Origin of the sequence: Pseudomonas sp. SWRI99 (assembly GCF_014270125.1) — a bacterium.
Classification (GTDB): Bacteria; Pseudomonadota; Gammaproteobacteria; order Pseudomonadales; family Pseudomonadaceae; genus Aquipseudomonas; species Aquipseudomonas hamedanensis.
The window spans coordinates 55,726-77,026 of the sequence record NZ_JABWQR010000033.1 but is presented as its reverse complement, the minus strand read 5'-3'; the positions used below and the strand labels follow the sequence as shown (position 1 = coordinate 77,026).

Annotated in this window: 12 protein-coding genes and 1 pseudogene; 8 read left to right on the top strand and 5 right to left on the bottom strand. The window is 60.6% G+C overall.

Annotation, left to right across the window (positions count from 1 at the left end; translation table 11 throughout):
- Both HU743_RS23195 and HU743_RS23190 read left to right on the top strand, forming a co-directional pair.
- Nucleotides 1-6,149: pseudogene (locus HU743_RS23195) on the top strand (LapA family giant adhesin); the annotation flags it as partial.
- Nucleotides 6,150-6,296: 147 nt separating this feature from the next.
- On the top strand, nucleotides 6,297-6,635 hold the full coding sequence (locus tag HU743_RS23190; protein WP_186551506.1) for a tryptophan synthase subunit beta: 339 nt from the start codon (nucleotides 6,297-6,299) through the stop codon (nucleotides 6,633-6,635).
- Nucleotides 6,636-6,698: 63 nt separating this feature from the next.
- Here HU743_RS23190 and mgrA read toward each other — a convergent pair whose 3' ends face one another.
- From mgrA to HU743_RS23175, 3 genes are all read right to left on the bottom strand, one after another.
- Nucleotides 6,699-7,736, bottom strand: coding sequence for an L-glyceraldehyde 3-phosphate reductase (mgrA, locus tag HU743_RS23185; protein ID WP_186651442.1), 1,038 nt, complete (start codon nucleotides 7,734-7,736; stop codon nucleotides 6,699-6,701).
- 191 nt (nucleotides 7,737-7,927) lie between these two features.
- Nucleotides 7,928-9,247: an LLM class flavin-dependent oxidoreductase gene (locus HU743_RS23180; RefSeq protein ID WP_186651440.1), complete on the bottom strand. Its 1,320-nt coding sequence runs from the start codon at nucleotides 9,245-9,247 to the stop codon at nucleotides 7,928-7,930.
- A 1-nt stretch (nucleotide 9,248) separates the two neighbouring features.
- Nucleotides 9,249-11,474, bottom strand: coding sequence for a TonB-dependent receptor (locus tag HU743_RS23175; RefSeq protein WP_186651438.1), 2,226 nt, complete (start codon nucleotides 11,472-11,474; stop codon nucleotides 9,249-9,251).
- A gap of 204 nt (nucleotides 11,475-11,678) precedes the next feature.
- Here HU743_RS23175 and HU743_RS23170 point away from each other — a divergent pair, with 204 nt between their 5' ends.
- Nucleotides 11,679-12,737, top strand: coding sequence for a LacI family DNA-binding transcriptional regulator (locus HU743_RS23170; RefSeq protein WP_186651436.1), 1,059 nt, complete (start codon nucleotides 11,679-11,681; stop codon nucleotides 12,735-12,737).
- A 245-nt stretch (nucleotides 12,738-12,982) separates the two neighbouring features.
- Here HU743_RS23170 and betT read toward each other — a convergent pair whose 3' ends face one another.
- Both betT and epsC read right to left on the bottom strand, forming a co-directional pair.
- Nucleotides 12,983-14,944, bottom strand: a complete 1,962-nt coding sequence (betT, locus tag HU743_RS23165) for a choline transporter BetT (RefSeq protein ID WP_186651444.1) — start codon at nucleotides 14,942-14,944, stop codon at nucleotides 12,983-12,985.
- 401 nt (nucleotides 14,945-15,345) lie between these two features.
- Nucleotides 15,346-16,272, bottom strand: coding sequence for a serine O-acetyltransferase EpsC (epsC, locus tag HU743_RS23160; RefSeq protein WP_186622023.1), 927 nt, complete (start codon nucleotides 16,270-16,272; stop codon nucleotides 15,346-15,348).
- A gap of 189 nt (nucleotides 16,273-16,461) precedes the next feature.
- On the opposite strand from epsC, the gene HU743_RS23155 reads away from it, so the two are divergent.
- The 5 genes from HU743_RS23155 (at nucleotide 16,462) to HU743_RS23135 (ending at nucleotide 21,280) form a co-directional block, all read left to right on the top strand.
- Nucleotides 16,462-17,472, top strand: a complete 1,011-nt coding sequence (locus HU743_RS23155; RefSeq protein ID WP_186651434.1) for a D-cysteine desulfhydrase — start codon at nucleotides 16,462-16,464, stop codon at nucleotides 17,470-17,472.
- A gap of 349 nt (nucleotides 17,473-17,821) precedes the next feature.
- Entirely contained in the window at nucleotides 17,822-18,622 is an 801-nt protein-coding gene (tcyJ, locus tag HU743_RS23150; RefSeq protein WP_186551513.1) for a cystine ABC transporter substrate-binding protein, read from the top strand.
- Nucleotides 18,622-19,287, top strand: a complete 666-nt coding sequence (gene tcyL / locus HU743_RS23145; protein WP_186622017.1) for a cystine ABC transporter permease — start codon at nucleotides 18,622-18,624, stop codon at nucleotides 19,285-19,287. Before tcyJ ends, tcyL begins: the two co-directional genes overlap by 1 nt.
- Before the next feature lie 4 nt (nucleotides 19,288-19,291).
- On the top strand, nucleotides 19,292-20,041 hold the full coding sequence (tcyN, locus tag HU743_RS23140) for an L-cystine ABC transporter ATP-binding protein TcyN (RefSeq protein WP_186551515.1): 750 nt from the start codon (nucleotides 19,292-19,294) through the stop codon (nucleotides 20,039-20,041).
- Between the two features lie 474 nt (nucleotides 20,042-20,515).
- A complete protein-coding gene (locus tag HU743_RS23135) occupies nucleotides 20,516-21,280 on the top strand; it encodes a hypothetical protein (RefSeq protein WP_186651432.1) in 765 nt (254 codons plus the stop codon).
- Nucleotides 21,281-21,301: the final 21 nt, after the last annotated feature.

Sequence of the window (21,301 nt, the reverse complement as noted above, 5' to 3'; positions counted from 1 at the left end):
CTGTGACGACTGTCACCGACACCATCGATACCTCGACCGTCAAACTGACCGCCGATACCTCGGTGGCTGAAGGCGGGACCATCACTTACACCGCTACCGTTGGCGCACCAGTGACCGGTTCGCCCGTGGTGGTGGCCCTGGCTAATGGTCAGCAGATCACCATCGAAGTTGGTAAAACTACCGGCAGCGTGACCTTCACCGCACCAAACGATGCGCTGGCCGGACAGGCGTCGCTAAGCAATTCGATCACCAACGTCACTGGCGGTAACTTCGAAAACCTTGTGGCGGATAAAACACCAGTCAGCACCACCGTGACCGATACCGTCGACACCACCAACCTGTCGCTGTCCGCGACGGGCACAGTGGCCGAGGGTGGTCAGATTACGTACACCGCAACCCTGACCAATGCCGCTGGCTCGCCAGTGACCGTGACGTTGAGCAACGGTGCGGTAATCACCATCAAAGCTGGCGAAACCAGCGGCACTGCAACCGTTCCAGCGCCAACCGATGACGTCTACAAAGACGCCGGTTCGGTGCAGGCAACCATCAGCAGCGCCACCGGTGGCAACTTCGAAAACCTAGTGCCAAGCACTGCGCCAGCCGTGACAGCTGTCACCGACACCATCGATACCTCAACGGTGAAGCTGACGGCTGATACCAGCGTTGCCGAAGGCGGGATCGTCACGTACTCCGCGACGGTTGGCGCGCCAGTGACCGGTTCACCAGTCGTCGTGACGTTGGCCAACGGTCAGAACATCACCATCGAAGTTGGCAAAACCACCGGCAGCGTGACCTTCACCGCACCGAACGATGCGCTGACTGGTCAGGCTTCACTGAGCAACTCGATTACCAACGTGACCGGCGGTAACTTCGAAAACCTCGTTGCCGACAAAACTCCGGTCAGCACCACTGTCACCGATACCGTCGACACCACCAACCTGTCGCTGAGCGCGACCGGCTCCGTGGCTGAAGGTGGTCAGATTACGTACACCGCAACCCTGACCAATGCCGCAGGCTCGCCAGTGACCGTGACGCTGAGCAACGGCGCCGTGATCACCATCAAGGCTGGCGAAACCAGCGGCACTGCAACCGTTCCAGCGCCAACCGATGACGTTTACAAAGACGCTGGCTCGGTTCAGGCAACGATCAGCACCGCCACCGGTGGCAACTTCGAAAACCTGGTGCCAAGCACTGCGCCAGCCGTGACAGCTGTCACCGACACCATCGATACCTCAACGGTGAAGCTGACGGCTGATACCAACGTTGCCGAAGGCGGGATCGTCACGTACACCGCGACGGTTGGCGCGCCAGTGACCGGTTCACCTGTCGTTGTGACATTGGCCAATGGTCAGAACATCACCATCGAAGTCGGCAAAACCACCGGCACCGTAACCTTCACCGCCCCGAACGATGCGCTGACTGGCCAGGCTTCGCTGAGCAATTCGATCACCAACGTGACCGGCGGTAACTTCGAAAACCTCGTCGCCGACAAAACCCCGGTCAGCACCACCGTGACTGATACCGTCGACACCACCAACCTGTCGCTGAGTGCGACCGGGTCCGTGGCCGAGGGCGGTCAGATCACTTACACCGCAACCCTGACCAACGCCGCTGGCTCGCCAGTGACCGTGACCCTGTCCAATGGCGCGGTAATCACCATCAAAGCTGGCGAAACCAGCGGTAATGTCACCGTTCCAGCACCAACCGATGACGTCTACAAAGACGCCGGCTCGGTGCAGGCAACGATCAGCAACGCCACCGGCGGCAACTTCGAGAAGCTGGTCACCAGCAGCACACCAGCCGTCACCAGCGTCACCGATACGATCGACACCACCACCGTAAAACTGACCGCGACCGCTACGGCGGCCGAAGGTGGCAATGTCGTCTACACCGCAACAGTCGGAGCCCCCGTCACCGGCTCGCCAGTGGTCGTAACCCTGGCTAATGGTCAGCAGATCACGATCGACATCGGCAAGACCACTGGCACCGCGACCGCCGTCGTGCCGAACGATGTACTGACCGGCCACGCGCCGCTGGTTAATTCGATCACCAACGCGACCGGTGGCAATTTCGAAAACCTCGTCGCCGACAAAACCCCGGTCAGCACAAACGTGACCGACACCGTCGACACCACCACTCTGTCGCTGAGTGCGACCGGTTCCGTGGCCGAGGGCGGTCAGATCACTTACACCGCGACACTGACCAACGCCGCCGGCTCGCCAGTCACCGTGACCTTGTCCAACGGCGCCACGATTACCATTGAAGCCGGGAAAACCAGCGGCACCGTGACCGTTCCAGCACCAACCGATGACGTCTACAAAGACGCCGGTTCCGTGCAGGCAACGATCAGCAGCGCCACTGGCGGCAACTTCGAGAACCTGGTGCCGAGCACAACGCCAGCCGTGACAACCGTCACCGACACCGTCGACACCACCACCGTCAGCATCAGCGGCAGCACTTCGGTGACTGAAGGCCAGACCGCCAGCTACACCGTCAGCCTGAATCACCCGGCGCAAACCGAAGTGACCCTGAAAATCGTCTACAGCGGTACTGCCGCCGACGGTTCGGACTTCACCGGTGTGTACACCGTGAAGATCCCGGCGGGCGCCAGCAGTGCGCAGTTCAACGTCGCTACTCTCGATGACAAGATCACCGAAGGCACCGAGAACTTCGTGGTCAAGATCGATTCGGCCACCGGCGGCAACTTTGAAAACCTCGCCGTCAGCGCCACCAATGGCAGCGTCAGCACCTCGATCATCGACAACGACGCACCACCCGTGCTCGACCTGGACGCCAACAATTCCAGCGGCGCCACCGGTGCCGACTACAAGGTGACGTTCACCGAGAACACCCCGGGCGCTGGCGTGTCGATTGCCGACACCGACCTCAGCATCACTGACCCGGACAGCACCCTGCTGACCGGCGCCACCGTGGTACTGACCAACCGTCAGGACGGCGATGCGCTGAACCTGGGCAACAGCGTCAATGGCATCACCATCAACGCCAACAGCACCAACGGCACGGTGACCCTGACGCTGTCCGGCAACGCGACGCTGGCCGACTACATGCAGGTCATCAAGAACATCAGCTTCACCAACGGCAGTGAAAACCCGAGCACCGTGCCGCGCATCATCACCGTGACGGTGACCGATGGCAGCAATTACTCCAACACTGCGACCACCACGGTTAACGTGGTGGCGGTCAACGATGCACCGGTCGCCGCGCCGGGCAACGTCACCGGCACCGAAGACACGCCGCTGGTGCTTGGCTGGTCGACCTTCGGTGTGAGCGATGTCGATAGCCCGGCCAGCAGCCTCGGCGTGAAAATCACCCAGCTGCCAGGCGAAGGCAAACTGCAGTATCTGGACGGTTCGACCTGGAAAGACGTCGCCACCAACCAGACCTTCAGCAAGGCCGATATCGACGCCGGCAAACTGCGCTTCCTGCCCGATGCCAATGAATCGGGCACCAACGGTTACGGCGGCAGCGGTGTGGGCAACAACCAGGCGGACTACGCGCAGATCAAGTTCCAGCCCACCGACGGCCAGGCGCTGGGCAATACCGGCACAATCAAGATCGACATCACCCCCGTGGCGGACGCACCGACCGTGGGCGTGGCCGATAACAGCGTGAAGTCCACCGGACTGATCAAGGAAGTCTGGACCGGCCTGTCGGGCCTGGGCACCAGCGGTAACGGCGCCGACTCGACCACGTTGAAAAACGTCATCGACGGTGCCGGTAAACCGAACACCAGCGGCAGCGTCACCAATGTGCAGTCGGACGGCAGCGTCGCCGCCGGCACGGCATCGAAGACCTCGGGCCTGATCTATCTGGAAGCCGGCAAGACTTACACCTTCAGCGGCATCGCCGATGACAGCCTGCTGATCACCATCGGCGGCAAAAGCGTGGCGTCGGGGACCTGGGGCGCGGGCGGTGCGATCAACGGTTCGTTCACCCCGACCACCAGCGGCTACTACACGCTGGACATCTACCACCACAACCAGAGCGGCCCGGGCAGCTACGACGTCAACCTGTCAGTCAATGGCAGCGCGCCGATCGACCTGAGCAACGCGGGTGTGCCGATCTACACCGGCGTGCAGGATCTGATCAATGCCGGCGTGACCGTTTCCGATCTGCACGGCAGCAACGGCGAAGGCTATTACGACGGCTACAAACTCAACACGGGCGCCGAAGGCACCACGGTGAAACTGTCGGCCATCACCACAGCGCTGACCGACACCGACGGCTCGGAAACCCTGAGCCTGAAAATCAGTGGTGCCCCGGTTGGTTCGGTCCTCAGCGATGGCGCCGGCCATAGCTTCACCGTCACTGCGAGCAATGGCGAAGCCAATATCACTGGCTGGAACCTCGGCTCCCTGACGGTGACCCCGCCGACCTATTACAACGGCCAGTTCAACCTGACCGTGACATCGACGTCCACCGAACAGGTCGGCGGCTCGGCCAGCAGCACCGCGACCATCCCGGTGACCGTGGTGCCTGCGGTCTACAACGCCACGGTTGCGACGGCGGGCGACGACACCTTCAACGGCACCGACGGCAACGACATCATGGTCGCCGACATCGGCGGTCTGACCGTGGTGCCGGGCACCAATTACAACATCGCGTTCATGGTCGACAGTTCCGGCAGCATGAGCAGCACCTCGCTCAACGCCGCCAAGGACTCGCTGACATCGGTGTTCAACAGCCTCAAGCAAAGTCTGGGCGGCAGTAACTCGGGCACCGTGAACATCTTCCTCGTCGACTTCGATACCCAGGTCAACAAGTCGGTGTCGGTGAACCTCAATGATCCGAACGCACTGGCGCAGCTCAAGGCAGTGCTGGACTCGATGGGTTCCGGCGGCGGCACCAACTACGAGGACGTGTTCAAGACCACGGCCAACTGGTTCCAGAGCGCTGACGCTGTGGCCAACACCGGGGCGAAGAACCTCACCTACTTCATCACCGACGGCCAGCCGACCTACTACCAGAGCGGCGAGCAGACCAACCCGACGCTGTACGGCAATGTGAAGCTCGATGATGTGGTGAAAACCAGCAACTACAAGCCGGGCGACACCTTCAGCACCTACATCGACAACACCCACGCGTTGACGATCAACAGCGCTGGCACCGTGACCCTGCAAACCTACAACTCGTGGTGGGGCTGGAGCAGCAGTAACCTGGGCACCATTCATGCGCAAGGCGACGGCACTTACGAGCTGTCGAACCTGGCCGGTACCGGCAACAGCACCAACACGTCGACGACCAGTAACTCGGCCAGCGGCTTTGCCTTGCTCAGCGGATTATCGAGCGTCGAAGCAATCGGCTTGAACAACGACGTCAGCCTCAGCGACCTCAAGCCGTACGATTCGGACAAGACGCCACAGACCAACATCGATCCGAAGGACCTCGCCAACTCGATCATCGGTCACACCGAAGCAACGCTGCCGGGCAGCGACACCGTCAACGGTGGTGAGGGCAATGACATCCTGTTCGGCGATCTGGTGAGTTTCAACGGCATCGCCGGCGAGGGTTATCAGGCGATGCAGGCCTTCGTGGCCAAGGAAACCGGGGTCGAGGTCAGCAAAGTCAGCACCAGCAACGTGCACCAGTACATCACCGAACACTATCAGGCGTTCGATGTGTCCGGCGCGCATGACGGTAACGACACGCTGCTGGGCGGCGCGGGCAATGACATCCTGTTCGGCTCCGGCGGCAACGATCTGCTCGACGGCGGCAAAGGCAATGACATCCTGCTCGGCGGTACGGGTAACGACACGCTGATCGGCGGTCGGGGCAACGACATCCTCATCGGCGGTTCCGGTGGCGACACCTTCGTCTGGAAGTCAGGCGACACCGGTAATGATGTGATCAAGGATTTCAAAGCCAGCGAAGGCGACCGCATCGACCTGCGCGACCTGTTGCAGGGCGAGACCGGCAGCACCATCGACAACTTCCTGAAGATCTCCACGGTCGATGGCGTGTCGTCGTTGCAAGTCAGCTCGGGCGGCAAGTTCAATTCGGCTGACGCCGCCGCGGCCACGCCAGACGTGACGATCAAACTCGAAGGCAACAACTGGTCGAGCGCCAGCCTGCACAACCTGATCGCCGGCAGCGACCCGACCATCAAGGTCGACCACAACAACAGCTGATGCCTGGATGAAGCGGCCGCCCTCGAGGCGGCCGCTGCATCTGTGCCGATCACCCCCGGTGACGATTTCGCCGTCGCACCGCATACTGACGCGCAGTTGGCTATGCTGCTGACAGCATGACGCTGGTTCACTTCCGAGGGATGCTCAATGTTTTACGTGCAACGCGATGCGCAAGGTCAGTTGATTCGCGTGGAAGCCGCGGCCTATGCCGAGGCCACGGAAACGCTGCCCGCCGATAACCATGAAATCCAGGCGTGGTACGCCAACGAGGCGGTGGAAAACAGCCTCAGGCAGCTCAAGCAGAGCGACTTTGAAATGATTCGGGTCCTCGACGACCTGATTCAGGTGCTGACCCAGAAAGGCGTGATCCGCGTCACCGACCTGCCACCGGCGGCCCAGGCCAAATTGATGGACCGCACGCAGGCGCGTGAGGCGCTGGGCGGGTTGAGCCAGTTGATCGACGAAGAGGAAGGCGGCTTGATCTGACGCTTTGCCGTCGGAAAACCTCGCGCCCGCTCTCTGCGGCGAGAGAGCGGGCGCGGGCATCATTTATTCCGCCGTCGACGGTTTTTCCCAAAGATTGATCCCGCCCTCCTGGGCAAACCGGTCAATCTCCGCCAGCTCCTCAGCGCTGAAGCTCAGGTTGCTCAAGGCCCCGACGTTCTCGATGATCTGCTGCGGCCGGCTTGCGCCGATCAGCGCCGAGGTCACTCGCGAATCACGCAGTGTCCATGCCAGCGCCAGTTGCGCCAGGCTCTGACCACGACGGCGGGCGATTTCATTCAGCGCCCGGACATGGGTAATGTTGGCCTCGGACAAATGCGAGGCCTGCAACGAACCGCCGCCCGGACGATTGACTCGCGCATCCGCCGGCACGCCGTTGAGGTATTTGTCGGTCAGCAGACCCTGCGCCAACGGTGTGAACGCAATCACGCCGGTACCGAGTTCATCGGTGGTGTCCAGCAAGTCCTTTTCCACCCAGCGGTTGAGCAGGTTGTACGCCGGTTGATGAATCAACAACGGCACTTTCCACTCTTTCAGCAGTGCAGCCATTTCACGGGTTTTCACCCCTGAGTAAGACGAGATACCGATATAGAGCGCCTTGCCCTGTTGCACGGCAGTGGCGAGGGCGCTGGCGGTTTCTTCCAGCGGCGTGTCCGGGTCAAAGCGGTGCGAATAAAAGATATCCACATAGTCCAGACCGAGGCGTTGCAGGCTCTGGTCGAGGCTGGCCAGCACGTACTTGCGTGAACCACCGCCCTGGCCGTAAGGGCCGGGCCACATGTCCCAGCCGGCCTTGCTGGAGATGATCAGTTCGTCGCGGTAGGGCTTGAAGTCTTCGCGCAGCAGGCGACCGAAATTGGTCTCGGCGCTGCCATAGGGCGGACCGTAGTTGTTGGCGAGGTCGAAGTGGTTGATACCCAGGTCGAACGCGGTGCGCAACAAGGCGCGCTGGGTGTCGATCGGCGTGCTGTCGCCAAAGTTGTGCCACAGGCCCAGCGACAGCGCCGGCAACACCAGACCGCTGCGGCCGACGCGGCGGTAAGGAATGGAGTCGTAGCGGTTTTCGGCAGCGGTGTAAGTCATCGAATCCTCTCTTGTTTGATACAGCAAATTGAGGGGTGAAACCAAACTATGTGGCGAGGGAGCTTGCTCCCGCTCGGTTGCGCAGCAACCGCAAATCCATCCACCCCGGTACTACCTGAATGAATGCACCCTGCAGGTTTTGGGTCTGCTTCGCAGCCCAGCGGGAGCAAGCTCCCTCGCCACATAAGCGATTACACAAATCTGTTTCGGGGTCGGCCCAGCCCCAGATTCTGGCGCAGCGTCCGACCCTCATATTCAGTTCTGAACAGCCCACGCCGCTGCAGTTCCGGCACCACGCCATTGGCGAAATCTTCCAGTCCGCCCGGCAGGTGCGGCACCAGAACATTGAAGCCATCCGCCGCGCCCTGTTCAAACCACTCCTGCAGGCGATCGGCGATCTGCTCAGGCGTACCGACGAGACTGTAATGCCCACGCCCGCCGGCGATTTTTCGACCGAGTTCAGCGAGGGTCAGTTGTTCCCGGCCCGCCAGTTCGGTCAGCAGTTTCTGCCGGCTCTGCTGACCGCTATCAGTCAATGGCAACAGAGGCAGCGGCCCGTCCAGCGGATACTTCGCCAAGTCGAAGTTGCCCAGCATACGCCCAAGCAGCGCGACGCCCACCTCGGGTTCGACTAATTGCTGAAACGTTTCAGACTTTTCCTGCGCCTGAGCCTCGGTGGCACCCACCACGACATATACGCCTGGCATGATTTTCAGCGCGTCGCGATCGCGCCCGAACTTGCTCAAGCGCCCTTTGATGTCGGCATAAAACGTCTGAGCAGCGGCCAGCGAAGTCTGCGCGGTGAACACCACTTCTGCCGTTTGCGCCGCCAGTTCGCGCCCGGTTTCGGAAGAGCCGGCCTGGATGATCACCGGTTGGCCCTGTGGCGAGCGGGCTACATTCAGCGGTCCTTTGACCCGGAAATGCTCGCCGACATGATCGAGCACGTGGAGCTTTGCGGGATCGTAATAAGCGCCGCTGACCTTGTTGCGCACAAACGCATCGTCCTCCCAACTGTCCCAAAGCCCGGTGACCACCTGGTGAAATTCGCGCGCACGGCTGTAGCGTTCGGCATGGCCGATATGTTCATCGCGCCCGAAATTCAGCGCTTCGGCCGCGTTGTCCGAGGTCACCAGATTCCAGCCGGCGCGCCCGCCGCTCAGGTGATCGAGCGAAGCGAACTTGCGTGCGACGTGATACGGCTCGTTGTAACTGGTGGTCGCTGTAGCGATCAGACCGATGTGCTCGGTGACCGCGCTCAATGCCGAGAGCAGCGTCAACGGCTCGAAGTGATCGGAACGGGCCATGCGGCTGGCGATGTCCTGGGTCGGTGCGGCAACGCTATCGGCGACAAACAACGCATCGAACTTTGCTCCTTCGGCGATCTGCGCCAGGCGTTTGTGATGGGCAAAGTCCAGCCCCGCATTTGCCGACACATCCGGATGCCGCCACGCCGCCACGTGGTGCCCGGTCGCCATGAGAAACGCACCGAGTTTCATCTGTCTGCTCATCTCAGAAATCCTTGCGCAGTTGCACGCCAAAGTAGCGCTCGTCATCCCGTGGCACGGCGCGATAGATGTAGCTGCCGCCACTGGCCAGCAACGGCGAATACGACTTGTCGGCGAGGTTCTTGCCGAGCAAGGCGACGCGCCAGCCATCGCTGTAATCGGCCAATGCGACACTAGCGTTCCATAGCCCATACGCGCCCTGTTTGGTGTCCCGATTCTGGCTGATGTCGTACTGCACTTCGCTCTGCCAGCTGTAGTCGGTGCCGAGTTCGATATCCAGGCCGTTGTCCAGCGGGATTGTGTAGTCGGCGCGCACGTAGCTTTTCCAGTCCGGGCTGAATGGCAGCGGCTTGCCGTTGACGTTGCACGATGCCGCCGCGCCGGCCGGGCAGGCGAATTCGTCGATGCGTGCGCGGGTGTAGGCCAGTGCGCCTGAGAACTTCAACTGCCGGGTGGCTTGCAAGGCGTAATCCAGCTCGACACCTTCGCTGATGACGCTGCCGGCGTTGATCAGCCGCGTCACCACTTGCCCGGCGACGGTGTCGAAAAAGTTCGCCTGATAGTTGTCGTACTCGCTGTGGAACACCGCCAGGTTGGTGGTCAGGCGATTGTTCCAGGAGGTGGCTTTGATTCCCGCCTCCCAAGTGTTCGAGGTCTCCGGCTTCAGTGCTTCGGTGTCACGCGGCTGCATGTTGAAGAACACGTTGTAGGCCGGGCCTTTGTAGCCGCGCGAGTAGGTCAGGTAGGTGGTCACCGTGTCGCTCAGGTCGTACTGCACACCGAGGCGACCGGACCAACCGTCTTCGTCCACCGAGCCTGAGCTGCTGGTCGCCGGTTGAATGCCGCTGACGGTGGCTGCCGAAGTCGAGACGCGGCGATGATCGTATTCCAGATCATCGTGGGTGTAGCGCAGCCCGGCGATGCCGCGAAAATCCGAGGTGAAATTCAGCGTGCTCTCGCCGAACACCGCGTAGCTGTCGCTGGTGGTGCTGTAATCGGCGACGCCGCGATCGGTGCGCGTGGTAGTGGTCAACGTGCGCTGATAAGTCTCGTCGTCCTTGCCGTGCATGTAGAACAAGCCGCCGACGTATTCGAGGAATTCGCCTTTCGGCGAGGCCAGACGCAGCTCCTGCGAGTATTGGTCGAAAGCCAGATCGCCCTTGTCCGCCGTACCCGGGAACGCGGCTGTTACAGCGCCGAGACGGTCGCCGTCCTGATACTGGGTGTTGTCCCAGCCGCGCCACGCGGTGATCGAAGTCAGCGTGTAATCGCCCAGTTGCCAGTCGAGCTGGCCGGACAGACCTTTGTTGACGTCCTCGACGTGAGAGCGGGTGTCGGTGTTGATGTCACGATTGTGAGCGGTGGCATTGACGGGGCTCAGCGCATTGGCGAAGGCCGGGGTCAACGACTGGCTGACGACGCCGTTAGGGCCGTCATCATGGGACTGCATGTAGTCGGCAATCAGGGTGAACGTGACGTCATCGTTCGGCGTGAATTCGAGCTTGCCGCGTGCGCCGCGATGGTTATAACCGTTCACCTCCTGGCCGTTGTGCTGATTGTCGACGTTACCGTCATAGGTGCCGAACAAAGTGCTGATCGAACCCTTCAACGTGTCCGGAATCAGGCTGCCGCCAATGCCGAACCGAGTGCGGCTTTCGTTGCCGCTGTAGTACGCCTGATCGATGTAGCCATGAGTCTCGGCGGTCGGCGCCTTGCTGGTGATATTGAGCACTCCGGCCGAGGCATTCTTGCCGAACAGCGTGCCCTGCGGCCCGCGCAATACCTCGACACGCTGCAGGTCGAGAAGATCCAGCGTCGCCTGCCCCGGACGCGCATACACCACGCCATCGATCACCGTGGCCACGGTCGGCTCGACGCCGGGCGAGGTGGAAATCGTGCCGACGCCGCGAACAAACAACGAGGTGTCCTTGTTCGATGCACCGGTACGAAAATTCAGCGACGGCACTTGCTGGACAATGCTCGCCACACCGTTGCGGTTGTCGCGCTCGAGTTGCTCGCCGTCGATCACCGAGACCGCCACCGGTACTTTTTGCAGCGACTCTTCGCGGCGGGTGGCGCTGACCGTCACCGATTTCAGGGTCGGTTCCTGATCGCTGCTGTCAGCGGCAAATGCGCTAGGCAACGGCAGCGCCGCCAACCCGGTAAAGATCCAGCCCGCGGCGCGAATCGCCTGCGCCAGTGTGTGTCTCGCCCCAGGAAAGTTATTCATGTGCATCCGCTCGAAAATGGCCCTGAACCGCTGCCGTTCTGCGACGACAGCGCCTGAAATCTGTCTTCGGCATTCGCTCGAGCGAGTAGCAGACAACGCGCTTTGTTAGCGCTAACATCAGCAGTATTGGCAAGCCCCGCATAGATCGTCAAATACTGAAAAATTACTTTTATATGCGATTTTGTTTTTATAAAGGACTGAGCCTTGAGCGAACAAAAGCCGCGCAAACGCCGAGGCGCCGGCCGTGTGACGTTGAGTGCCGTGGCGCGCAAGGCCGGTGTTTCGGCGATCACCGTGTCGCGTTATTTCAACCAGCCCGAACAGGTCTCGCCCGAGCGCCGAGAACGGATTGCAGCCGTCGTGGCCGAATTGGGTTACGTGCCCAATCTCGTCGCCGGCGGTCTGGCTTCGGCGCGAGGGAAAATCGTCGGCATGGTGATCCCGAATATCTCCGGGCCAATCTTCGCCAATACGATTCAAGGCTTCAGCGACACCCTCAGCCGTCACGGTTATCAGCTGTTGTTGGCGTCGAGTTACTTCGATATCGAGCAGGAAGAAAACGCCGTGCGCGCATTCCTCGGCTGGTCGCCGGCGGCGCTGGTGCTGACCAGCCATTTCCACAGCGCGGGCACGGAGAAGATGATTGCCGAGGCAGATGTTCCCGTCATCGAGACCTGGGATTACCAACCCGAACGTGGACCGATGCAGATTGGTTTCTCGCATGTTGAAGTGGGCGTAGCGGCAGCGAGACATCTGCTGGAAAAAGGCTACCAACGCATCGCGTTTGTACAAAACAGCGCGCCCGGCGACTTCAGTGCACTGGAGCGCCGCGACGGTTATGCCGCGACGTTGCGCGCCGCAGGGCTTGAGCCATGGGTGTTCGCCCCAGACGCCGACCGCGCACCGTTCGAGGCCGGCAAGCAAGCGATGGACGTCTTGATGAATGCCTCACCGCGACCCGACGCAATCATCTTCGCCAACGATAACCTCGCCGCCGGCGGCTTGCTCGCCGGACAACGCGCCGGAATCAGAATCCCGGAAGACTGCGCCGTGCTGGGCTTCGGCGATTACCCGTTTGCCGAGATGCTGCTGCCGAGTCTGAGCACGGTCAAGCCGCCGGCGCTGGAGATTGGAGTGCTGGCGGCAACGCGGGTGCTGGAAAGCCTTGGGGTGCTGCCGTGCGATGAGGTGCAGCGGCTGAATTTGTTGCAATGCACAGTCATCGAACGCGAGAGCGTCCTGCGCAATTGCGCACACCTGTGAGAGCGGGCTTGCTCGCGAAAGCGCAGTGTCAGCTACTTCAATTGTCGACTGACAAAATGCCTCGCGGGCAAGCCCGCTCCCACAGGATTTCGCGTCGTTCACAAACTCTGTATCAACCCAAAAAACTGTGGGAGCGGGCTTGCCCACGAAGGCGGCGGATCACACACCGCAGACTTTGCAGGCATAGCCGCGCAACCGCCATCAAGCTTATTTCGGCCTGAAGCTGCTGAGCGCCGAGTCGTCGATCAACGCACCAGGTGCAGGAACTGCATGTGCCGTTCGTACTGGTCGAGGATGTCGTTGATGATCTGTTCTTTGGTATAGCCGACCAGATCGTAGTCCTGACTGCCCTCGCTCAGATGCACTTCGGCGCGGTAGTAGCGGCGGTTGTTGAGCTGCTTGGAACCCATGCCGCCACGGGCGAAGGACGGTGTGAAGTAGCCGCGCATCTGCACCTGATAGATGAACGGATGCTGCTCGCCATGGCCGATTTCCAGGCTGACGTTGTCATGCGCCGGATCTGGCTGAGTCACCACGTTCAGGCCTTTTTCGACAAACACCGCGGTCACTTCCTCAATCGCCGGGCGCACCGTGGTGTCCATGAAACGGTACACCTCATCGCGCGAAGGGAAATGCACCGCCTGACTCAGGCGCTGGCGCCAGCCGCCCGTGCCGCGCCGCGAACCGGAGACCGGCGCCAGCGAATGCAGTTGCGCAATCTGCTTCTGCGACTCCAGATAGAACGCCTTGTGCAGGCCCCACATCATCAGCAGCAGGATCAACGAGAACGGCAAGGAGGTCAGCACCACGGCAGACTTCAGCGCATCGATGCTGCCGGAAAACAGCAAGGCGCTGGTGATCAGCGCAGTCATCGCGCCCCAGAATACCCGCAGCCATTTCGGCCCGTCTTCATCCGGGTTGCCGCCCTTGGCCGACAACGTCGAGAGCACAACGGTGCCGGAATCGGCGGACGTCACGAAGAACACGAAGCTGATGAACACCGTCACGGCGATCACCGTTTTGCTCCACGGGTAGGTCTCGAGCAGCAAATAGAGAGTCATCGACGGATTATCGAGGGCCGACATGCCCAACGCGCTCATGCCGTGGTTGAGCACTTGATCGAGGGCGCTGTTGCCGAAAATCGACATCCACGCGAGGGTGAAACCAAGCGGGATCAGCAGCACACCGAAGACGAATTCGCGAATGGTCCGGCCGCGAGAAATCCGCGCGATGAACAGGCCCACGAACGGTGACCAGGCGATCCACCAGGCCCAGTAGAACACCGTCCAGCCACCGAGCCAGTCGCTCGGCTTGTCATAGGCGTAGAGGTCGAAACTCTTCATCGGCAAGGCGCCGAGGTAGTCGCCGACGTTCTGGATCAACGTGTTAAGCAAGTGCTGCGTCGGCCCGGCGAACAGCACGAACAGCAACAGCCCGCAGGCCAGCAGCATGTTGATATCGGACATCACCCGCACGCCTTTATCGACGCCAGAGACCGCAACGATGATCGCCGCGCCCATCATCAGCGTGATCAGGCCGACCTGAATCCACTGGGTGTGGGCGATGCCGAACAGATAGTCCAGGCCCGAATTCAGGTGCAACACGCCAAAGCCCATGTCGGCACCGAGACCGAACACCGTGGCGATGATACCGAAGCCGTCCACCGCATAGCCGATGGGGCCGTTGATGCGCTTGCCGATCAGCGGATAAAGCGCCGAACGCAGGGCCAGCGGCAGGTTGTGACGATAGGCGAAGTAGGCCAGCGCCATGCCGACAAAGGCGAACACGCCCCAGCCATGCAGGCCCCAATGCAAAAACAGAATCTGCATCGCTTGTCGCGCCGCATCCGCCGTACCGGCCTCGCCCTGCGGCGGTTGCAGCATGTGGGTCAGCGGTTCGGAAACACAGAAGAAAAACAGCGTGATGCTGATCCCGGCGGCGAACAGCATGCCGGCCCAGGACAGGTAACTGAATTCGGGTTCGTCGTGGTCGGCACCGAGTTTTATCTTGCCGTAGCCGGATAACGCGGTGACCACCACGAAGACCAGATATAGGGTCATCGCGAGCATGTAATACCAGCCGACCGTATTGGCCGCCCAGTTCTGCGCTTCCAGCAACCAGGCGCCGGCCTGTTCAGGCATGGCGATGACGACAAGGCCAAACAGCAGAATCACCGTCGCGGCGAAGTAGAACACCGGCGGGTTCATGCGCACCAGACCGCTGGCGGGGGTGGACGATGCACTCATGAAACGTGCACCTCGAAGCAATGAAACATGGCTGAAATGATCGGACTCAGCAAAGGCAAGCCTCCTGTTGTGAGCGGGCAGCGAACCACCGGTTTAACTTGAATGAACGTTCAAGTTAAACATGGATAGGGTAGTAAGGACTAATCGCAAGGCTGGGCGGTAGATTTCCTACAGTAGCCCAAGGAGGCGTATGACGTGGGTTTGCCGCGTTTCGTTCACTGATGAATTGGCTGAGGACGATTATCTCGATTCGGCCTGACATCCATTCGCGAGCAGGCTCGCTCCCACATTAGAAACGCAATCCAATGTGGGAGCGAGCCTGCTCGCGAAGGGGCCTGAAGCAACAACATAAATTCACAAACCTACTTCTGCGTCCCGTCATCATGCTGCAGATTCGCCTGGGTCAGATTGCACCCCGCCGGCACGCTGCGCGTCAGCCAGACGTTGCCACCAATGGTCGAGCCCTTGCCAATGGTAATCCGCCCGAGAATGGTCGCCCCGGCGTAAATCACCACATCGTCTTCGACGATCGGATGGCGCGGATGGCCCTTTTGCAACTGGCCGTCTTCATCCGCCGGGAAGCGCTTGGCCCCCAGGGTGACTGCCTGATAAATCCGCACGCGTTCACCGATAATCGCGGTCTCGCCGATCACCACGCCGGTGCCGTGATCGATAAAGAAACTGCGGCCAATCTGCGCCCCCGGATGAATATCGATGCCCGTGGCCGAGTGGGCGATTTCCGCGCTGATCCGCGCCAGCAGCGGCAGCCCGGCGCGGTACAAATGGTGCGCCAGACGATGATGGATGACGGCGAGAATTCCCGGATAGCACAACAGCACCTCATCGACACTGCGTGCCGCCGGATCACCGTGATAGGCCGCCAGCACGTCGGTATCGAGCAACGTGCGCAGACCCGGCAATGCCAGGGCGAAATCCTGCACGATCTGGATGGCGCGGGCTTCGACTTCGCTATCATCCTGCGCGCTGTGCCGGGCGACATAGCGCAGTTCCAGCCGCGTCTGCGCCAGCAACGCGTTCAGCGCGACATCAAGCGTGTGGCCAACGTAGAAATCTTCACTTTCCTCGCGCAGGTCCACCGGACCCAGACGCATCGGAAACAAGGCGCCGCAGAGCGCTTCGAGAATCTCCGCCATCGCCGCTCGCGACGGTAACTCGCGTCCGCCCTGCTCGCCGGAGGCCCGGCCGTTCCGGGCGCGCCATTGATCCCGCGCACTGCGTAGCTGGCCGACGATGGTCTGTAGTTGCCAATGGCTGGAACGCTCGCTCACGGTAAAGACTCCTCACGGGCGGCCGGACTGTCTGGCCGCGTCACCGCAACCACTTTAAGGGATGCCTGCCAAGGCGAATTAAGAACTGATAGTGCTGTGCTCAGTTCGTTTGGCTATAAGCGATTGGCGGTTGCCCCTGCAAAAGGGCGTGCCTATAGTCCGTTTATCTCTCTGCGCCAGTACGGAACCATGTTTAAACAACCGCTCAAACAGCAACTGGAACGCTTTAAACGCCTCGACCTGCTCAGCCACCCCACCCCGCTGGAAAGACTTGCGCGTCTGTCCGCATGGCTCGGCCGCGAGGTGTACATCAAGCGCGATGACCTGACGCCGCTGGCCATGGGTGGCAACAAATTGCGCAAACTCGAATATCTCGCCGCCGATGCGCTGGCCCAAGGCGCCGACACGCTGATCACCGCCGGTGCCTTGCAATCGAACCACGTCCGCCAGACCGCCGCACTCGCCGCCAGGCTCGGCCTCGGCTGCGTGGCCCTGCTGGAGAATCCGCTGGGCACCGATGACAGCAATTACACCGGCAACGGCAACCGCTTGCTGCTCGGTCTGTTCGACACCAAAGTCGAATTGGTCGACAACCTCGACAATGCCGACGAACAACTGGCCGCCCTCGCCGTGCGCCTGCGCAGCAATGGCAAGAAACCCTATCTGGTGCCGATTGGCGGGTCCAACGCACTCGGTGCCTTGGGTTACGTGCGCGCAGGTCTGGAGCTGGCTGAGCAGATCCAGGACAGCGGCCTCGATTTCGCCGCGGTGGTGCTGGCCTCGGGCAGCGCCGGGACACACAGCGGTCTGGCGCTGGCCCTGCAGGAAGCGTTGCCACAATTGCCGGTGATTGGTGTGACCGTTTCGCGCAGTGAAGAAGATCAGCGACCGAAGGTGCAAGGTCTGGCCGAACGCACGGCAGAGCTGCTCGGCGTCGAGCTGCCGGCCAGCTTCAAGGTCGAGTTGTGGGATGAATATTTCGCCCCGCGTTATGGCGAACCGAATGCCGGCACACTGGCCGCGGTGAAACTGTTGGCGGGCCAGGAAGGTCTGCTGCTTGACCCGGTCTACACCGGCAAGGCCATGGCCGGCCTGCTCGACGGCATTGGCCGGCAGCGCTTCGAGGACGGCCCGATCATCTTCCTGCACACCGGTGGCGCGCCGGCGTTGTTTGCGTACAAGGATTTTCTGAACACCTGATCCTCCTGGCTGCAGATAATCCTGTGGCAAGGGAGCTTGCTCCCGCTGGGGTGCGAAGCGCCCCGAAACTCAGCCATCACTGAGTTCAATTGGATTGTGGTGGCAGATTTTGCGTCTGCTGCGCAGCCGAGCGGGAGCAAGCTCCCTCGCCACAGATATATTCGATAAAAGACTAAAGGATCAGTAATTTAGTATTTTCAAGTCTAACGACGTCGTCATATAGTCTCGCCGCAGGCGAATTTCGGGCGAGACGCATAAGCTGCTTTAAGGCAGGATAGCGCTGTCGTTCAACATCACGAATTTGCCTACTTCCTTAAGCGTCTTCCATAAGAAAACACAGGGGCTTGTCATGAATTTTTCCGCACTACGTCGCACTCTGCTGGTCGGCTCGCTGGGCCTGGCGCTGAGCACCGGCCTGATCACCCAGGCAGTGGCCGGTGAGCAGTTGCAGCAGATCAAGGACAAAGGCGTTCTCAACGTCGGCCTGGAAGGCACTTACCCACCGTTCAGTTTCGTCGACGAAAACGGCAAGCTGTCCGGTTTCGAAGTCGAGCTCTCCGAAGCCCTGGCACAGAAACTCGGCGTCAAAGCCAAGATCCAGCCGACCAAATGGGACGGCATTCTCGCTGCGCTGGAATCCAAGCGTCTGGACCTCGTGGTCAACCAGGTCACCATCTCCGATGAGCGCAAGAAGAAGTACGACTTCTCTGAACCGTACACCGTCTCCGGCATTCAAGCCCTGGTGCTGAAAAGCAAAGAAGCGGCACTGAACATCAAGACCGCTGCTGACCTGTCCGGCAAGAAAGTCGGTGTAGGTCTGGGGACCAACTACGAGCAGTGGGTCCGCGCCAACGTGCCGGGTGCCGATGTGCGCACCTACGACGATGATCCGACCAAGTTTGCCGACCTCAACAACGGTCGCACCGACGCCATCCTGATCGACCGTCTGGCCGCGCTCGAATACGCCAAGAAAGCCCCGAAAACCGTGGCCGCCGGTGAAGCCTTCTCCCGTCAGGAATCCGGTATCGCCCTGCGTAAAGGCGAACCTGAACTGCTGGCTGCGGTGAACAAGGCTCTCGGCGAACTGCGTGCTGACGGCACTCTTGAGAAGCTGTCGAAGAAATACTTCAACGCAGACGTTACTAAATAATGGAAGAAGCTTTCCAACTCGCGCTGGATTCCGCGCCCTTTCTGTTGAAGGGCGCGTACTACACGGTAGTCCTCAGCCTCGGCGGGATGTTCTTCGGCCTGCTGCTGGGCTTCGGCCTGGCGCTGATGCGCCTGTCGCGCTTCAAGTCGGTCAGTTGGCTGGCACGCATCTATGTGTCGTTTTTTCGTGGCACGCCGTTGCTGGTGCAGCTGTTCGTAATTTATTACGGCCTGCCACAAATGGGCCTGGAACTCGATCCGCTGCCAGCAGCGCTGATCGGCTTCTCACTGAATATGGCCGCCTACGCCTGTGAAATCCTGCGCGCTGCGATCGGTTCGATCGAACGGGGTCAGTGGGAAGCCGCTGCGAGCATCGGCATGACCCGTGCGCAGACCTTGCGCCGGGCCATCCTGCCGCAAGCCATGCGCACGGCATTGCCGCCGCTGGGCAACAGCTTCATTTCACTGGTCAAGGACACCGCGCTGGCTGCCACCATTCAGGTACCGGAACTGTTCCGCCAGGCGCAGTTGATTACCGCCCGGACTTTCGAAGTCTTCACCATGTATCTTGCCGCCGCGCTGATCTACTGGATTCTGGCCACAGTGCTTTCGCACTTCCAGAACAAGTTGGAAGAGCGGGTCAATCGGCACGACCAGGAGTCTTGACCCCATGATCGTCGTGGAAAAACTGACCAAGCAATTCAAGGGTCAAGTGGTGCTCAACGGCATCGATCTGCAGGTGCAGGAAGGCGAGGTGGTGGCAATCATTGGCCCCAGCGGCTCGGGTAAAACGACGTTCCTGCGCTGCCTGAATTTCCTTGAGGAGCCCAGCAGCGGCCGGATCAAGGTCGGCAATATCGAAATCGATACCCGTCGCCCGTTGAACCAGCAGCAGAGCCTGGTGCGTAACTTGCGCCAGCACGTCGGCTTCGTGTTCCAGAACTTCAACCTGTTTCCCCACCGCACAGCGTTGGAGAACGTCATTGAAGGCCCGATCGTGGTCAAGAAGATGCCACGCGACGAAGCCACTGCCCTGGGCAAAAGGCTGCTGGCCAAGGTTGGCCTCGCCGGCAAAGAGGATGCCTATCCGCGCCGCCTCTCTGGCGGTCAGCAACAGCGCGTGGCGATTGCCCGGGCGCTGGCGATGGAGCCGGAAGTGATCCTGTTCGACGAGCCGACCTCGGCCCTCGACCCGGAACTGGTCGGTGAAGTGCTGTCGACCATCCGCAGTCTGGCTGAAGAGAAACGCACCATGGTGATCGTCACCCACGAGATGGGTTTTGCCCGCGACGTGGCCAACCGGGTAGTGTTTTTCGATAAAGGCGTGATTGTTGAACAAGGTGAAGCCAAAGCACTGTTTGCCAATCCGAAAGAGCCACGCACCCAACAGTTTCTCAGCAAGTTTCTCAACCACGCCTGAGAACTTTCGCCGCGCTACCGACAACTTCCACGGATGGAAGTTACCCCCGCCTCAATGAAACATCGCCGTACACTCCCCTCCTGATAAAAACTATCAGATGCGTGAACTATTCATGTTCCGCAACAGATAATCCTTGTCTGGCAACACCCCGCACTGCTGTGAATGCCTGCAGATTAACCTGCGTTAAAAAACATAAAAACGCCTTGGTTACGTGGCTTGTTTCGCCATCAGGCCGAGGCATTCTGCGGCGCACCCGTAGGAACTTTCTGATTAACGCGTAATTCACGAGTTAACTAAAGCCGTCTATTGACACCGCGACCAACGCCCTCTTATCTAGTCGACAACTGGCCTCTATTAGTTCAACCAACCCGTATTCAACTTGAATAAAAGTTCCAGGTTTTATTGCCAGTTTATTCACGCCCTTTTGTTCTTTCAGAAACGGACTTCGCTGCAAGGCTTCAAGGAGAGAAATCGATGACCCGCACTTCGCATACCCCCGAACTGGCAGCGCCGACTCTGGCGCCAGCGCAAAAAACCGCTATCAACCTGGCCGCCGCGGCACACCTGTTTGTCGAGGTTCCGCCCTACCCCGAGATGGACTGCGGGGACCTCATCGAACTGTTCTGGAACAAGTGCTATGTCGCCTCCCGCGTGCTGACAACCGAAGACGTCGGCACCACAGTCAGCCTGCGCGTGCCGGAGAGTTTCATCGCCAGCGGCGCCGCGCGCATCCACTATCGGGTCATGCAGGTCGGCCATGGCCCTGCGCTGTCGGCGGCGACTCGGGTGCAGGTCAAACTCGATTGTCCCGGTGGCCAGCCATCGACACTCTGCGGCGATGAAAACCAGCAATTGGCGCCCGTTACCCTCCCCGACGCCATTCGCCGCCAGGGCGTCAATCCGAACCAGATCAAACGCGGCGTGCCGCTGACTATCGAACCCTATGTGAACATGGCCGAAGGCGACGAAATCACCTTGCGCTGGGGCGATGTACGCATGGACCTGACACCGGTCACGGCGGCGGATCTCGACCTGCCGATTCAGGTCTGGGTGCCGCCGGCGGTCATCGTCGAAGCCGGTGAGGATCTACGTCTGGACGTGACCTACTGCGTCATCGACCGGGTCGGCAACAACTCGAACTGGGCGCCACCACGGACGCTGAAAATCGGCTGTGTAAACCCATACCTCAAGGTGCCGCTGAAACCAGCACTCAAAGCCGCCGAACCCATAAAGAAATGACTGTGACCAGCGGGCCTCGTG

Coding starts and splice junctions, on each gene's coding strand:
- HU743_RS23190 (WP_186551506.1), top strand. CDS start 6,297: ATGTTTTACGTGCAACGCGATGCGCAAGGTCAGTTGATTCGCGTGGAA.
- mgrA (WP_186651442.1), bottom strand. CDS start 7,736: ATGACTTACACCGCTGCCGAAAACCGCTACGACTCCATTCCTTACCGC.
- HU743_RS23180 (WP_186651440.1), bottom strand. CDS start 9,247: ATGAGCAGACAGATGAAACTCGGTGCGTTTCTCATGGCGACCGGGCAC.
- HU743_RS23175 (WP_186651438.1), bottom strand. CDS start 11,474: ATGAATAACTTTCCTGGGGCGAGACACACACTGGCGCAGGCGATTCGC.
- betT (WP_186651444.1), bottom strand. CDS start 14,944: ATGAACCCGCCGGTGTTCTACTTCGCCGCGACGGTGATTCTGCTGTTT.
- HU743_RS23155 (WP_186651434.1), top strand. CDS start 16,462: ATGTTTAAACAACCGCTCAAACAGCAACTGGAACGCTTTAAACGCCTC.
- tcyJ (WP_186551513.1), top strand. CDS start 17,822: ATGAATTTTTCCGCACTACGTCGCACTCTGCTGGTCGGCTCGCTGGGC.
- tcyL (WP_186622017.1), top strand. CDS start 18,622: ATGGAAGAAGCTTTCCAACTCGCGCTGGATTCCGCGCCCTTTCTGTTG.
- tcyN (WP_186551515.1), top strand. CDS start 19,292: ATGATCGTCGTGGAAAAACTGACCAAGCAATTCAAGGGTCAAGTGGTG.
- HU743_RS23135 (WP_186651432.1), top strand. CDS start 20,516: ATGACCCGCACTTCGCATACCCCCGAACTGGCAGCGCCGACTCTGGCG.